Here is a 14,328-nt window from a genome sequence, read left to right on the forward strand (position 1 = left end):
TCTTTAGGCTCTGGATGGAACACGGGGCAGTGGCCGCAGAAGGGGGCTGGACGGGGGATGGGCTACACGATTCCGGGCTGGCTGGACGACGTACTCGACTTCATCGGGATCAACTTCCCCAATGTGGATGAGGACGACTACCGGGAAATGGCTACGGCCATGCGGAACTTCGCCGAGCAGTTCGAGGGCCACGGCGCGGACGCGCACAAGGCGTTCTCCCGGGTCCTGTCCTCCTCCGAGGGCTGGGCCGTCGACGCGATGGAGAAGCACTGGAACCAGGTCAAGGGCAGTCACCTGGAGAAACTTCCCGAACTGGCCCGATTGTTCGCGGATGCGTGCGACGTCCTCGCCGACATCATCTTCGCGATGAAGACCAAAGCCGAGATCGAACTGGGCGTCATGGCGGCATCGCTGGGCATCTCAGCGGGACTCGCCGTGGCCACCGGCGGCCTCTCCGCGCTGATAGGCGCAGGCGAGGTGGCCGCGATGCGGCAGATCGTCAAGCGAATCATCGACGAGGCCGTGGACCGCATCGTCGACGAGGTCATCGCCAAGATCACCGAACCGGTCAACGCGAAGCTGGAGGCCATGGTCGAGGACATGGTCCTCGACCTCGCCGAAGGCGCCTTCCACGCACCGGCCGACAGCAGCGGCGGCCACGGCAAAGGACACGGCGGCATGCAGCTCGCCTCCGCCGGCAGCGACTCAGCATCCGGCGGCTCGAACAAGCCGCTGGTCATCGACCATCTCGAGTTCGAAGACGGCGCGGGCAAGGTCTCCGGACACGGCAAGGAGATGAAGACCACCACCGCGCACCTGGACATCGCCCGAAACGCCTTCGGCCGCAGCAAGGGCCGGGACACGTTCACAAGCGTCTTCGACCCGGTCCTGCACGGCGCACTCAAGGGAGCCAAAACAGCCCTCCACAAGGTCGGCGAACACATCGAGGAGACCCTCCCCAAGCATGTGAAACTCGCCTCCGCCACGCACAAGGCCAAGGACCATCACGTCCGCGACCAAGTCGAGAAGGTCAAAGACACCCCCCAGCCCGACGGCGGCAAGCGGGAGGTGCCCATGTACCTGCTCAATGCCAACGGGCACGTGGACCGCCTGCACCGCGACGGCACCAAGACACGCGTCACCGGCAGCGAAGAGAGCCTGCCGGACATCGTCGGCGGGGACGGAAAGGTCTGGCGATACCGATCAACAGACCCCGGCACCAACCCCTATCCCGTGGACACGCAAAAGGATGCCAAGGTCAACTCCCGGCGGCTCGACCCCGACGAGAAGACCGATCTCGCAGAGGCCACGCAGATCGCGCGGTACGCCAGGGGCGACTATCAGAACGGTAACTACGCGGCCGTGCACTACACCGACTGCAACGGCAATCCGTTCATCCTGGTCGGCCACAGCCACGGCGTTCACTCCGAACGGGTCATCGGCTACCCCGTCCTCAGAGACGGCAACCCGAACGGCATCCACGACCTGTACACAGAACGTGAACCCTGCCAGGAGTCCAACTCATGGTGCGACAAATGGCTGGCCCAACACTTCGGCGAGAACACCGAGGTCACCCACTCGCACTCGTACGATCAGACACGCGACGAAAACGGCAAGATGGACCCCAAGAAGGACGTGGAGCATACGGCCTTCAAGGACAATCTGAAGGAATGGCATCGTCAGCACGGCCTCAGCGCCGGGATGATGACCGAGTCCGACGGCGCCGCGATGGAAGCTGCGCGTAAATCTCACAAGTGAGGCAAGCAAGTGCTCTTCAGCATCGATCACCAGGCCCTCGCAGACGTCGAGCTGGTGGAGGAAGTCGCCGTACTGCCCGAGCCCACCGCCCGCAGGTACGGCTTCAGCGGAGAGACACTGGACTTCCTCAGCCGCGTCGGACTCCCCCGAGCCGAAGAATACGAGCTGGGCTTCTACCTGCCGCAGGACTTCGACCCGGCGTTCATCTGGGACGCCGCCAAGAAAGCCGCCGGCGGGTGGCAGACGCCCGACGACCTCAAGACCGTCGTCAAGATCGGAAACTTCCCGATCAACCCAATCGTCATCGCCCCCGACACCGGCGTCGTGTACCAGTACACAGAGGGCGTCAACATGGTCATCCCCATCCACCGAGACATCTCGTCACTCATCCACACAGCAAAGACCTGGCTCGACTTCATCACCTCGTTCAACGCCGACGTAGAGGACCCCGACGCCAACCGTCGGCGTGAGGTCGAGGCCCTGATGGCCGGCATCCGCGAAGTCGATCCGCTGCCGTTCGCCAACGAGTACAGCGAATGGACCGAACTCTTCGACAACCTGCGCAGCGGCATGTACAACTGAAGCTGGCACCGTGATCGCCGTCGAGCGGGGTGTCGATCTGCACGCGGGTCACCGGGTGCAGGGCGGTGCGGGGGAAGGGCTTGTGCCGGTCGGGCACGCCGATGGCGTCCTTGATGTGTATCCCATGATCGTGCCGCCGGAACCCACCACTGGCATCCGGGAGTAGCCGGCGCCTGTGGCCGCTTTCTCCAGCTCGGCGGGGGTGACGCGGTGATCGACCGCGCTCATCTTCGCCAGCGACACCAAGACTTCCCCGACCGGGCGTTTGCCGAGCTCCAGGGCGTCGCGCAGCCGTTCGCCGTCGGCCGGGTCGAGCAGGCCGGCCTGGCTGGAGTCGGCGACCAAGCGGGCGAGTTCGTCGTCGGTGAAGACGGCGGCGACCTCGTCCTTTGGGCTCGACCTTCAGCAGGCGCAGCAGGGTGTTGGCGAAGGACGTAGCCATGACGAGACCTGATCAGCCCGCTCCGCTCTGGCCGCTGGCCAACGGACGCGCTTGAGGGTGATGCGCTGCGGGAACGCCGTGCCGCGCCTGTTGCGGTATGACCATTGCCCCCACATGGGCGGCGCACTGCCCAAACAGCTGACCGTGCCCCGCTCCAGGCCGCTATCAACGGCTCATGCTCAAGCCTGTGCTGCGCCGCTTGGCCGTCGCTTCCCTCGCCGTCCTACCCCTCACCGTCTCCTCTCCCGCTCATGCGGCGGAAACTCTCCCTTTAACCGAGGCCGTCACCGCTCTTCCGGTAGGTATCGAGTCCCGTGACGGCTACAACCGGGACGCCTTCCGCCACTGGAACGCCGGCACCAACCCCTCGGACGGCTGCAACACCCGCGCGGAGGTCCTGCTCTCCGAGGCCGTCGAACCCCCTGTGGTCGGGCCTGGCTGCCGCCTGTCGGGCGGGCGCTGGTGGTCGTACTACGACCAGACGTGGGTGACGTCGGCCTCCGGCCTAGACATCGACCACATGGTGCCCCTGGCGGAGAGCTGGGACAGCGGGGCAGCCGCCTGGTCGGCCCAACGCCGGGAGGCGTACGCCAACGACCAGGGCGCCAACGCCAGCCTGGTCGCCGTCACCGCCCGCTCGAACCGCTCCAAAGCAGACCAGGACCCCTCCGAGTGGCTGCCGCCCGCTGCCGAGGTGCACTGCCGGTATGCCGCCGAGTGGACCGCAACCAAGCTCCGCTGGAGCCTTGCAGCCGACGAGCCTGAGCTGGCGGCCTTGCGGGAGGTGGCGGCCAACTGCCCAGACCAGACGGTGACGTACGAGCTAGCGCAGTAGCCCGCGGGGAGAGATCCCAAAGCCGTCAGCTGCCCGGGACAGTGCGAGCGCCCAGTGGTGCGGGCGGCTGGCGTCGCGCAGCGTCTGGGTGTCAATGCTCTACCGCCGGTGGACTTGCAACCACTTCGTAGTCCGAGTCATCTGTTGTTGAGTGCGCGCAGCACAGCTGCGGGAGCCGGGCCCACAGGTTGCAGGGATCGGGCGCGCGTTGACGGGCGCCTGCCACACACGAGGCCGGCGCATGCCCCGATGGCCTGTCCTGTTGAGCGTGTTCCCCTCAGATGCCTGCCCCATGTAGCTCGCCAACTGCTCATAGCTGCTCTTGGACCGCGGGCTTCTTTACCGCCGCCCGCCAACAGGGCGCGGTGCCGGAGTGGCCTTCGCGTCATCGTCCCATAAGGGCGCGGCAGTACGTACCTCCGAGCACCCCGGTGCACGAGGCGGCGTCGATGCTGCAGACGCGGCCAAGGGCGGCTCCGGCGTGTGGCGGTACAAAGGTTTGCGCCCCGCTGCATCTCGCCGTTCTCGACCAGGACACCGTCTGACTCGAGACGATTCTTCCCGCAGGTGACAGCGTCAGCGACGCATAGGTCACAAGGCGCGCGCCAAGAGCTGGCTAGCTGAAACTCTCAAGCTGAAACCGCATGCAGCGCGGTCAGCGCACTAAAGGCCGTCGGCCTTGCAGGTGCGCATTCATGCTGGTGGCCGTGGCTGGATGGTGTCCTGCCAGGTCACGCTGCGGCCAGGCGCTGTCAGTGCCCGCTGCTACACCGATTCCTGGAGACGGGCCGCGCTTGGCGGGCCGCATGATGGGAGGGGAAACATGGCCAAGGTACCGGACGGATTCCACTACGTACGCGGGCACATCCGCCGCAACCCGAAGCCCAGCAGCGCTAAGCGGATGAGCGGATGGATGATCGCCGGCCTGCTGGCGGGGGCCTGGCTGTGGGGGCAGGTGTTCGGCTTCGGCACGGCGACACCCACTACTCCGGCGCAGCCGGATCCGGCCGTCAGCGCACCGGCCGACCGATGAGCCGAGGATGGCGGCTGCGGCGCCCCCGCGGGCCGGTCGAAGTCGCCTCGGCGGCCGTCGTGGCGCTGGCCGTGCTGGTGATCGCCCTCCGAACAGTCACCGTAGCGGCCGGCGCACTGGTCGATGCCTGGCTGGCACTCCTGGCTCTCGCATTGCTGGGGGTAGTTGCTGCTGTCTGGCGGGGAAGACGAGCCGTCGCGGGCCGACGCCGGGACAACGCGCGGCTGGCTGCCTTGCGGATTACGCTCACCGAGTTCGATGCCATGGACGACCGGCGTTTCGAGTACGCGCTGAGGGACCTGCTTGTCCGCGACGGCTGGATGGCCCGGAGGGTAGGCGGCGGTGGGGACCAAGCCGCCGATGTCATTGGTGACCATGCCGTCCTCGGACGGATCGTCGTGCAGGCCAAGCACACGCGCGTCGGCGGGAAGGTCGGATCCGCGGTGATGTACGCGGTGAAAGGGACGGCCGGCCCCGCTCACAGGGCCGACCACGCGGTGGTTGTGACCAACGGGTTCCTCACCCGCGATGCCATGGCGTGGGGAGACCGACATGCGGTCCACTGGGTCGACCGGGAGAAGCTGCGGCGCTGGGCCGAGGAAGGCGCCGCGCTGCACGAGCTGATCAGACTGCCCGTCCGCGCCCGCAGCGGCCGACTCAAGCGGGCTGCCTGACCGGCAGCCGTCTCCCGGTCAGAGCTGAAGAAATGGGCCCCGGCCAGCACCTGTATCACGTCATCGGCCTCCAGGACACCGCGCCGGTACCCTGCGGCCTCCCTTTCAGTGCCAGTGCACGACGGCGTCCTCGGCCGTCCAGTCCCTGTGTCTTGGTCGAGGCGCTGGGCTGGCTTGCCCTGGCTCACCTTGTCGTCGATGACGGTGCAGTGACGGTGATCACGCGTGGATATCGAGCCAACTCATCCTATGAGCGGACAAGTGTTGAGGGTGTGGCGGTAGGTTCCCGTTGACCACACTTGATCGTTTCTTGGGGGAACCTTGTCGCGTTCACGCGCGAGATTCTTGGCTTTGGCGTGCGCTGGAGCCACCGCACTCACGATTCTCGGCACCGCACCGCCGGCGAGTGCCGCTCCGCCCAACGATGCCTGCAGCATCCTCTACAACGCACGGATCACCTTCTGGGCCATGACCTGCAGCCAGCCGGGAGAGCCGATGATCGGCGGCTTCGCGACCTGGCGCAACGTGCCGATCACCTTCGACCAGACCGACACCGGCAGCGCGACCGTGCAGGCCTCCAACTACCTGCGGGTCACCCCGAACACCGAAAGCAGCCCGCTCGCCGCCAACATCGAGATAGGCCTGTACGCGCAGAAAACAGGCAAGACCACGTCCACCTACGGGCCGCGCTGGTCGGAACTGACCACCAGCGGAGGACGCACCACAGCGATCACGGCCGGCGTGAACCCAACAATACCGGACAACCGCAACCACACCTACATGAGCGTCCGCCAGGACAGCGGCAACCAGTGGGACGTGCTGTACGACTTCAACAAGGTCGGCTCCACCACCAGCCAGCTCAAGGTGCCGCGTGGCAACCCAAACCGCATCGACGTCGGCCTCGAGGTGACCGGCCCCACCTACATCAACATCCCGTCGATCGCGGACCGGATGCAGTTCATGGGCGAGAACAAGGCATGGACGCAGGTGGCCACCCGCAACGTGGCCAAGTCCGTCACGCTCCCCACGTGCAGCACCACCGACAAGCCGCCGAGCTGCTTCACCACCAAGATCGCCGATGCCACGAACTTCACACAGTGGACCATCTCCAAGCCCCGTCGGCAGGCAGCCGCCCTCACCTCACCGGACGCGACGTCTCCTGCCCCGGCCCGCCGCCCGGCCGCCGACAGCCTGCCCGGCACGTTCAACGGCGTGGACCAGCAGGCCCTTCAGAGCTGCCTGGAGAACGACCCGGACAGCTGCCTGGCCACCGTGCCCGGCCTCGCCGACTGCGTGGTCACCGTCCGGGTCTGCAATGCCGCGGCCCTGCCGCCTGCCAGTAGCGGCCTGGAGGACACCACGGGCACCGACGTTTCGGCCGCCGACATCCGCTCTCAGGCCGCGACTGCCTTCGATGTCCCCGCCGACACGCTCACCCTCATCCCGCCCACCGCGCTAGCAGGGCCGAAGGCACGCCTTCGTGCCGCCGGCAGCGACGCCGCCTGGACGGTGACCTCGACCGGTTCGACATCTGGGCTGCAGCGCACCGACCGGCGCTTCGACGGCTTCACCGCCCGCTACTCCGTGCATACGGGCGCGTTGCTGGATGCCTGTTGGGGTGATCTGTGCGACGCATCGTGACCACTGTCGCCCGGCCTCAGCAGCAGACGACGCCCAAGCCCGTACCCGCGCAAGGAGTTTCCAGGTGAAGACCCGTGCAGCACTGGCACGTTGTGCCCGTGGCGCCGTTACCGCTGCCGCCCTGATGTTGCTCACCGCGGCCACCACCGTCGCCCAGTCCGTACCGCCCACCGCACAAGCTTCCAAGCCGGGCGCGTTCGTCGACGCCTCATCGGTCCCCGCCGACCAGCTACGCGGACTTGACCACCCCATCCCGCTCGCCGACTACGCACGCAAGCACGGCTCGCGCCTCGCCGCCCCGCACGCAGTCGCCGCACCGGACGACCCGCAGGACCTGCGACAGCAATGCGCCGCACACGCCGCGCAGGCCAACACCGCGACCGGCTGGATCAAGTCCCGGTTCGAAAGCTGCCAGAAACGGCCCTACGACCTGGTCGTACGCGACAAGAACGGCACCACCTCCATCGGCCGGCTCTGGTTCGACATGTGGATTCTCGGCTTCTCCTACGACGGCAGCCGCCGTGTCGACTACGTCGCCAGCATCGAGAACATCCGCGTGCAGACCGTCCCCACCGAGGACGCCACCAAATGGAGCGTCGGCCAGCACTTCCGCCACAGCATCGACGCTTCCAACAGCGACCCCGATCCCCAGGTGACCGCGCCGCAGACCACCGCTCGCGACGAACTGCTCGGTGACTGGGACCGCACACCGCAGTGGAGCCTCACCTACACCTCCCCAGACAAGGGCCCCCTGTTCGACCAGGGCAAGCAGCAGCGCGTCTACTCAACCGTCGTCATGGACCTCAGCGTCGCCTCACCCAACGCGGCCCCCTACACCGACGGCGTTGACGCTTACCACTCCAACGTCCGCTACGACTACGCCGGAAAGGTCGCCGGCAAGTTCAAAGGCACCGTCTTCACCCAGGCGCGCGTGGAGCTCGTCATGAGCCAGAAAGACCCGGAGGTCAAGGAAAGCGCCCTGCACATCTATGACGCCCAGAACCGCCCTGAGCGCACCTTCCCCTCCTGGCCCGGCAAGACCGTCCCGGGCGCGAAAGAGCCCCTGCACCGGTTGATCAACAAGGACATACAGAAGGCCAACCGGGATCGGTCGATCAAGGAATGCGAGAAGGTGTGGGGAAAATACGACGGCACTGACCTTCAGTGCGACGAGTACCCTTTCGCCTCCACCAAGGAAGGATCCGCCAAGGGCGACAACCGGTTCTCAGTCCGTCTGATCGAGGGCGCCGACAATGAGGCTGGCGGCCGCAGGCTCGACGGGACGTACACCCTCAATCGCATGCTGGACGACGACCCCTTCTACGTCAAGATCACCAACTAACAGGAAAGGCAGCCACCCATGGCGCTCCTCGCCGAATACAGCTGTAAGGCCACCCCCGGCCGCCGCGTCGTGGAGGTCTACGACGCAGATGCTTACCTCGGCGACGACGACGCCATGAAAGCCGCCCGCACACAGGTGGTAGCCGGCAACGGCTACCACCTGTACCTGCGCAGCCTCCAACCCGACATCGACGTCGACGTCACCATCCGCATCTGGGACACCTCACCCACCCCACCCTCCGACGCCGAAGGCCACATCAACATCGGCATCGAATCCGAGACCGGCATCCTCGTCATCAACCAGCTCAGCCTCGGCCCCGCAGGCGAAATGCCCCTGCCCCGCCCCGGCGTCTACGAAGGCCACGCCTGGTGGACCAACCGCCAAGCCACCGCCGACTACTACAACACCACCCTCGCCCAGCTCCCCGAAGACTCCCCGGACGGCTGGCTCACCCAAGCATGGATCAACTGCCCCGTCACCGAGCGATACGTCCTCGACCTCGCCTACACCCGCGAACCCGAACCCGTCGACGACGAAGACCTGTGACGCCGAGGAAGAGGATGAAGAAGGCCCTGTGGCCCATAGGAAGACGCCCCCGATAGGCAGCCGGGCCTCGGGGCCTACGCCTTCCTTGGCACAGCTCACGCTCGCTCACAGTGGCTGGCTCGAGATGCCGGCCATCACCCCAGAGGAGTCCGCCGCACAGAACACGCCGTCCCCGGTCGGCACCACCTCTCCCGAATGCTCCGTCTCGCCGGCAGAGAGTGCGTTGCCCGGCTGCGACAGCATCCGTCGCGCCGCGCGTCGTCTCGCCACCGGAGAAGGGTGACCTGGCGCCTACGCGCAGGTGTCAATTGCAGCCTGACGGATTCGCCCATTCGGGTGATTGGGTGTGGGGGAGCGGTGCGTTTGCGCTGGTCTTTGAGGTGCGGCGAGCCGATGTGGCGGGGCTGGATGCGCGCGTGTCGACGAGTCCCATAGGGTGACGGTTCGTGCTGGTGGGGTAACTCAGTGGCATAAGCGGGGTGTACGGACAGCAAGACCGGCCTTCTTGTGAGGCTGAGGGGGGCGGGGGCGCCATGAGCCTGGGCAGCTTCGTGGATGGTGTGCCGGCGCGTGAGTCGTGGCCGGCTGGTATCTGGGAAAAGCTGGAACGCTTTGTGCAGGGGCATGTGGTCGCGGCGCCGACGTTCAGTTTCTACGGAAGCGTGCAGGAGCCGCTGAACTCGGTATCGGCCGCTTTTGCCGCCAGCGGTCAGTTCAAGGGCGAGATGGTCATGCAGGTCCCCGAGGACCTGGCGCCTCAGTGGGCGATCATCACGACGGCGACCTGTGACATCGCCGAACCGGGCGTGAAGAAGCCGAAGAAGCCCTTCGTCCAGGTCGCACCGGTGGTCAACCTTGAACACATGGACCGCGGGCAGCAGGGACACGTTCGCCGGAACAGGGTCGGGCACTTCGTGTACCTGCCGGCCCTGGCCGCGCGCCAGAGCGATCTGTGGGTGGCTGACCTGCGCTACGACCAGCCGGTCGAAAAGAGCTGGCTCGCCGGGCAGGAGCCGGTGGAGGTCTTCGATAACGAAGCGCAGCGTGATCAGTTCGGCAAGGCACTGGCCTGGGTCAGGGACCGTCCTGCGATGGGACAGGTCTTCATCGATCATGTGCAGCGTCCGCTGCAGCTGGCGTTCCAGAGGCTCTTTGCTGAGAACAGAGAGCTCGGTGTGCGTATCGATGAGGAAGTGAGCGAGTGGGCGGTGCAGGCGGACAGCCGTCTGGACCCTCACCGGCTGGCGATCTTTGTCATCAGCGGGGGAGGGGTCAGCGGGGAATGCCGGGAGTGGTGGCAGGTTGCGGTGGACGGGCTGCGTGAGCAGGCCGCCATGGCTGGTCTGACGATCACAGGACCCGTCTTTGCCGACCTCTCCACTTATCCGGCCGCCGAGTATCTGCAGCTGACCGTCTTAGGGCGCCCGCACAGCGATCTCAGCAACAGTTGACGCACGAATAGTCCAAATCACCAATTTGCCTGTTTTGTGTTGACGAGCAGGTTGCCGCGCGAGATAGTCGGGAGTGAAAGTTCGTGAAAGTCTGTTGCCCAACCCCACGTGATGGCCGGCCGAGGAAGCGAGGGAAGGCATGAACGCCAAGCCCTCCGCCCTGCCAGTGGACGAACTGGACCTCACCCGTCCCCCGGTCTCCCTGGTGGTCTGCCAAGTCCGCCATGAAACCCTGCCAGCGGCCTGCAGCCCCGCTGCGGCCCTGGCTATCGACGCCGCGCTCGGCTGGGACACCCGACTCGAGGAACACCAGCCCCTGCCCGCCCCCCTTGCGGACACCGAAACTCCGGCCGCCCCGCCTGTCGGTACCGTCGCGCGTGGCTGGCGGATGCAATCCGTCGACGGAGAGTGGAGCGTCACCGTCCAGGCAGACCACTTCACCATTGAGACTTCCTGCTACCCGGGCTGGGAGGCGTTCCTCCGTAGAGCGCGCACTCTGGTCGAGGCTGTCCAGGCCACCGTCCAGCCGGAGATCGAACAGCGCATCGGCCTGCGCTACGTCAATCAACTGCAGCACCCCGACGTTGCTCAGCCCGCCGACTGGCGCAGTCTCATCAGCGACGCCCTCTACCAGGAGACTCTCTACACCTCCGTCGGCGCCGACCTACAAGCCGCCATGCAGGTCGTCGACCTGCAGCCCGACCCAGCCCACCGCATCGTCATGCGCCACGGCTTCCAGCTCCGCGAAGGCCTCGCCTACGTCCTGGACAGCGACTGCTCCCGTCAAAAACAGCGCACCTTCGAAACCGAGGCCATCATCGCCTCGCTCGAACACCTGCACCGCATGGCCCGCAGCGCCTTTGTCTGGGCCACCACCAAAGACCTGCGCACGTACTACGCCTAGGGGGACAACGATGGACGTAGCAAAAGGGGTGCTTGGCGTCTACAGCAGAGACTGGTGCATCGACGAGACACCCGTGACCATGCACCCGCCCGGCCCCGACCGCAACCTCCAGCCTGCCCAGGCCGCAGCCCAGACCATTCGCCGCGACCTGCCGCGCTTCCTGCAGGCTCAGCAGCCCCAGACCTGGTCACAGACGTGGGCAGCCATGGTCCACGGCGGATTCACCGTGACCGAGCGGCTCCTGCCCCCTGCCGCCGCACAACACCCGACACCCGACTGGACGAGCTCCCCGCAGGAAGAGACCGCCCACGACACCTCGGCCGCTGCCGACCCCGGGCGCCAGCGCACGCGGGCCGCCGTAAAAGCCATCCGCGACATCGCCCGCTGGCTTTGCGTCTCCGACACACAAGCCGCCCGGCTTCTGGGCCAACGCCGCAACTACTACAACTGGATCAAGGGCGATTTCCACCCTAATGCGGCCTCCCTGGCCGGCATCCACGAAGCACACGCCCTGGTGCAATCCCTCATCCAAGCGGAAGGAGAAGCGAGAACCCGCGCCTGGCTAGCTGCCCACACAGGCGGCAAGCCTCGCCAGAACTACCTCGCTGACTCCGTAGGACGTGCCGAACTCGCACGCCAAGCCCGTGACATGCTCTTCCCCCCGGCTCCAGTCGCCCGCTGGGAACCCGACGAGGACATGGACTACGACGCACCACCCCCACCCGCTCCGTCCACCACCACACCTCTGCGCTCCGGCACATCCCTGCCCACCAGGAGTCAGTAACCTGCCGACGCCCGCCTTCGCAGTAGACGGCAACCGGTAAGAAGACGAGGGCAGCCTGGGCATCACGCCGACCTTTGGGGTCGCATATGCGTGACGCCCTGGCCACCTCCCCACCGCCACAGCTTGCCGGGCTTTCACACCCAGGCATTCAGCAGTTACCAGCTGCCGTCCAGGGCGAGGGGCGAGGCGTTCGCGGTCCTGCGCTGCGAGGCGACGGCCAACCCGCAGGCCGCCCCGTTCCGCGAGCAGATCGGCCGCGCGTGCGAGCGGACCGCTAGAGCACTGCGTGACGACGCCCCCGAGACCGAAGAGCCCGGACGGGCGGCCTAAGAGTTGTTCCGTAACATCACGAGGCTGAGGGTCATGCTGTGTCAGGGTCGGCGCCGATGGCACTGACCGAGCGAAGCGAACGCCCGAGGTCTCCGGTGAGGATGCGAGGGTGTCGTCGCCACCACCACAGGTCGGGGCCGGGCAACCTGTGGAACTGCTCGAGCGCCTGGCCGTCGTCGTCGACAGTCGCCGCCTTGTACCGGTCGTCCAGAGCGTTGATCTGCGGGGTCCAGAGCCGCACGATGTAGTCGTCCAACAGGAGCCACGCCTCGTGCAGCCAGTTTCGGCAGTAGAGGTCGTTGGTGTACTCGTAGATGTCGTCGCCGTAGCCGCGCTCAATGACGCCTACCAGGGCGGCCCACGCGTTCACTCTTTCTGCGACGGTGAATGCCGTCCGCCAGCCGCGCTGGTGCAGCAGCTCTCCCACCTCGATCTCCGTAGCCACGGGCGGGAGGATCTCACGCGGATCCCGTCCGGGCGACTGAGATATGCCCCGCCAGAGGCTGCGGCCCGGAGCATGATCAAGGTGAGACGATCTCACCGTGGCTGTTGTGATCACGGCGTCGGAACCCTCCCGGATAGCCCCGTTCACCGGGCTGAGCTCGCGACCGTTCGGGAAGCTCGTGAGCGCGTTGCGGCGGGAGGGCGCCGACCCGGTGCGCAAAGGCCGCCCCTGGGGCCTGCCGCTGGAAGACAGAGTCTTGCTGGTGGCCGCGTACTGGCGGACGAACCTCACCCTGCGGCAGCTGGCCCCGCTGTTCGGGGTCTCGAAGTCCGCCGCGGACCGGATCATCGCCCACCTCAGGCCATTGCTCGCCCTGCAGCCTCGCAAGAGGTTCCGGAGGGGCACCGTGCTGATCGTTGACGGCACCCTGGTTCCCACCCGTGACCACGCGATCGCGGAGCAGTCGAAGAACTACCGGTACTCCACCAACCACCAGGTCGTCATAGACGCCGACACCCGCCTGGTCGTCGCCGTCGGCCGGCCGGTCCCGGGGAACCGCAACGACTGCAAGGCATGGGAGCTGTCCGGTGCGAAGGACGCCGTCGGCCGGACCATCGTGATTGCTGACGGTGGCTACCAGGGCACTGGCCTGATCATCCCTCACCGCCGTGAACCCGGCCAGGCCGAACTTCCGGCCTGGAAAGAGGAACACAACGCCTCGCACCGCAATGTGAGGGCCCGCGTCGAGCAGGGATGAAGAGCTGGAAGATCCTCTGCGACTGCCGGTTGAAAGGCGACGGCGTCCACCACCCCATGCTCGGCATAGCCCGCCTCCACAACCTCATCGTCACCGGCTGAACCGCGGGCAGGCAGGTCAGCAAGAACGACCGTGATCAATTACGGGACAACTCTTAGGTCGATAGCTCCACGTCGTGGGGAGGTACGGGGCTGGCGAACGTTGAGGCAGGCATCGGTGACCGCAGTCATGGGGTGTGCGACGGGAACCCGGCCGTGTTGCCAGAGGGGCGCCATCCCTCAGATGCGGCAATCAGACGACTCACCGGAGATGCATCCCTTTCCGGATTAGATGATGATCGGGTTAGCTGTGCGTGAGTTCTTCCTCGCAGCCAGAGCTGGACCTGCGCTCCTTTCATGGCGAAGTGCATGGTCGGAGTAGAGGGAGGAGGTGCCTTGGTCCACTTGGCTCGGGTTCCGCTGGAGGGTGGAGGCTCAATCCTGGTAGAGGCGTCGTCCACAGCGGACGGCCCTATCAAGGCGGGCCGCGTTGACGAGGCCGTCCGTGATCTTCCGGAGAGTCTTCAAGCAGCGTTGGTACCGGTCGGCACGGCGGCTCGCGCCGCGGTGAATCAGCTGCGCAGGGCGGGCCCTCACGAGATCACCGTCGAGTTCGGTGTCGACCTTTCGGTGGAAGCCGGGGCCGTGATCACGAGGGCAGGAGCGCATGCTCACCTGCACGTAACTGTCCGGTGGGAGAAGGACGAGTTTCCGCCGCCCAGTGATGACGGGAACTCAGGGTGACCCGATGAACGCGCCGGGATCT

At 66.4% G+C, this 14,328-nt stretch carries 14 protein-coding genes and 2 pseudogenes; 14 read left to right on the forward strand and 2 right to left on the reverse strand.

Annotated elements, in window-relative coordinates; all coding sequences use genetic code 11:
* The first annotated feature begins 57 nt into the window (after positions 1 to 57).
* The gene (locus tag ABZ920_RS01670; protein ID WP_361497455.1) at positions 58 to 1,758 is read left to right on the forward strand and encodes a nucleic acid/nucleotide deaminase domain-containing protein; all 1,701 of its coding nucleotides are present in this window, start codon (positions 58 to 60) and stop codon (positions 1,756 to 1,758) included.
* A gap of 9 nt (positions 1,759 to 1,767) precedes the next feature.
* Positions 1,768 to 2,340, forward strand: a complete 573-nt coding sequence (locus ABZ920_RS01675) for an SUKH-4 family immunity protein (protein ID WP_361497458.1) — start codon at positions 1,768 to 1,770, stop codon at positions 2,338 to 2,340.
* A 19-nt stretch (positions 2,341 to 2,359) separates the two neighbouring features.
* Here the strand turns inward: ABZ920_RS01675 and ABZ920_RS01680 are convergent.
* A pseudogene (locus ABZ920_RS01680) lies at positions 2,360 to 2,773 on the reverse strand (hypothetical protein); the annotation flags it as partial.
* 184 nt (positions 2,774 to 2,957) lie between these two features.
* Here ABZ920_RS01680 and ABZ920_RS01685 point away from each other — a divergent pair.
* From ABZ920_RS01685 to ABZ920_RS01730, 10 genes are all read left to right on the forward strand, one after another.
* Positions 2,958 to 3,617, forward strand: coding sequence for an HNH endonuclease family protein (locus ABZ920_RS01685; protein WP_361497461.1), 660 nt, complete (start codon positions 2,958 to 2,960; stop codon positions 3,615 to 3,617).
* Between the two features lie 823 nt (positions 3,618 to 4,440).
* The gene (locus tag ABZ920_RS01690; RefSeq protein ID WP_361497464.1) at positions 4,441 to 4,650 is read left to right on the forward strand and encodes a hypothetical protein; all 210 of its coding nucleotides are present in this window, start codon (positions 4,441 to 4,443) and stop codon (positions 4,648 to 4,650) included.
* The gene (locus ABZ920_RS01695; RefSeq protein WP_361497466.1) at positions 4,647 to 5,324 is read left to right on the forward strand and encodes a restriction endonuclease; all 678 of its coding nucleotides are present in this window, start codon (positions 4,647 to 4,649) and stop codon (positions 5,322 to 5,324) included. Before ABZ920_RS01690 ends, ABZ920_RS01695 begins: the two co-directional genes overlap by 4 nt.
* A gap of 468 nt (positions 5,325 to 5,792) precedes the next feature.
* Positions 5,793 to 6,965, forward strand: coding sequence for a hypothetical protein (locus ABZ920_RS01700; protein WP_361497469.1), 1,173 nt, complete (start codon positions 5,793 to 5,795; stop codon positions 6,963 to 6,965).
* Between the two features lie 64 nt (positions 6,966 to 7,029).
* Complete coding sequence (locus tag ABZ920_RS01705) at positions 7,030 to 8,307, forward strand: NucA/NucB deoxyribonuclease domain-containing protein (protein ID WP_361497472.1); 1,278 nt, start codon at positions 7,030 to 7,032, stop codon at positions 8,305 to 8,307.
* 114 nt (positions 8,308 to 8,421) lie between these two features.
* The gene (locus ABZ920_RS01710) at positions 8,422 to 8,853 is read left to right on the forward strand and encodes a hypothetical protein (protein ID WP_361497475.1); all 432 of its coding nucleotides are present in this window, start codon (positions 8,422 to 8,424) and stop codon (positions 8,851 to 8,853) included.
* 533 nt (positions 8,854 to 9,386) lie between these two features.
* Entirely contained in the window at positions 9,387 to 10,304 is a 918-nt protein-coding gene (locus tag ABZ920_RS01715; protein WP_361497478.1) for a hypothetical protein, read from the forward strand.
* 139 nt (positions 10,305 to 10,443) lie between these two features.
* Positions 10,444 to 11,208 (forward strand): TIGR04255 family protein, encoded by a 765-nt coding sequence (locus ABZ920_RS01720; RefSeq protein ID WP_361497481.1) that lies wholly within the window; start codon positions 10,444 to 10,446, stop codon positions 11,206 to 11,208.
* Between the two features lie 10 nt (positions 11,209 to 11,218).
* A complete protein-coding gene (locus ABZ920_RS01725) occupies positions 11,219 to 11,992 on the forward strand; it encodes a hypothetical protein (protein WP_361497484.1) in 774 nt (257 codons plus the stop codon).
* Positions 11,993 to 12,115: 123 nt separating this feature from the next.
* Positions 12,116 to 12,322, forward strand: coding sequence for a hypothetical protein (locus ABZ920_RS01730; RefSeq protein WP_361497487.1), 207 nt, complete (start codon positions 12,116 to 12,118; stop codon positions 12,320 to 12,322).
* 31 nt (positions 12,323 to 12,353) lie between these two features.
* Here the strand turns inward: ABZ920_RS01730 and ABZ920_RS01735 are convergent, their stop codons facing one another.
* The gene (locus ABZ920_RS01735) at positions 12,354 to 12,767 is read right to left on the reverse strand and encodes a hypothetical protein (RefSeq protein ID WP_361497490.1); all 414 of its coding nucleotides are present in this window, start codon (positions 12,765 to 12,767) and stop codon (positions 12,354 to 12,356) included.
* 97 nt (positions 12,768 to 12,864) lie between these two features.
* On the opposite strand from ABZ920_RS01735, the pseudogene ABZ920_RS01740 reads away from it, so the two are divergent.
* Positions 12,865 to 13,625 (forward strand): annotated as a pseudogene (locus tag ABZ920_RS01740) (transposase).
* Positions 13,626 to 13,931: 306 nt separating this feature from the next.
* A complete protein-coding gene (locus tag ABZ920_RS01745; protein WP_361497616.1) occupies positions 13,932 to 14,306 on the forward strand; it encodes a CU044_2847 family protein in 375 nt (124 codons plus the stop codon).
* The last annotated feature ends 22 nt before the right edge of the window (positions 14,307 to 14,328 follow it).

This window comes from Streptomyces sp. NPDC046831 (genome assembly GCF_040645305.1).
In the GTDB taxonomy this organism is placed as follows: Bacteria; Actinomycetota; Actinomycetes; order Streptomycetales; family Streptomycetaceae; genus Streptomyces.

Coding starts and splice junctions, on each gene's coding strand:
- ABZ920_RS01715 (WP_361497478.1), top strand. CDS start 9,387: ATGAGCCTGGGCAGCTTCGTGGATGGTGTGCCGGCGCGTGAGTCGTGG.
- ABZ920_RS01670 (WP_361497455.1), top strand. CDS start 58: ATGGGCTACACGATTCCGGGCTGGCTGGACGACGTACTCGACTTCATC.
- ABZ920_RS01725 (WP_361497484.1), top strand. CDS start 11,219: ATGGACGTAGCAAAAGGGGTGCTTGGCGTCTACAGCAGAGACTGGTGC.
- ABZ920_RS01720 (WP_361497481.1), top strand. CDS start 10,444: ATGAACGCCAAGCCCTCCGCCCTGCCAGTGGACGAACTGGACCTCACC.
- ABZ920_RS01745 (WP_361497616.1), top strand. CDS start 13,932: ATGGTCGGAGTAGAGGGAGGAGGTGCCTTGGTCCACTTGGCTCGGGTT.
- ABZ920_RS01690 (WP_361497464.1), top strand. CDS start 4,441: ATGGCCAAGGTACCGGACGGATTCCACTACGTACGCGGGCACATCCGC.
- ABZ920_RS01710 (WP_361497475.1), top strand. CDS start 8,422: ATGAAAGCCGCCCGCACACAGGTGGTAGCCGGCAACGGCTACCACCTG.
- ABZ920_RS01700 (WP_361497469.1), top strand. CDS start 5,793: ATGACCTGCAGCCAGCCGGGAGAGCCGATGATCGGCGGCTTCGCGACC.
- ABZ920_RS01695 (WP_361497466.1), top strand. CDS start 4,647: ATGAGCCGAGGATGGCGGCTGCGGCGCCCCCGCGGGCCGGTCGAAGTC.
- ABZ920_RS01685 (WP_361497461.1), top strand. CDS start 2,958: ATGCTCAAGCCTGTGCTGCGCCGCTTGGCCGTCGCTTCCCTCGCCGTC.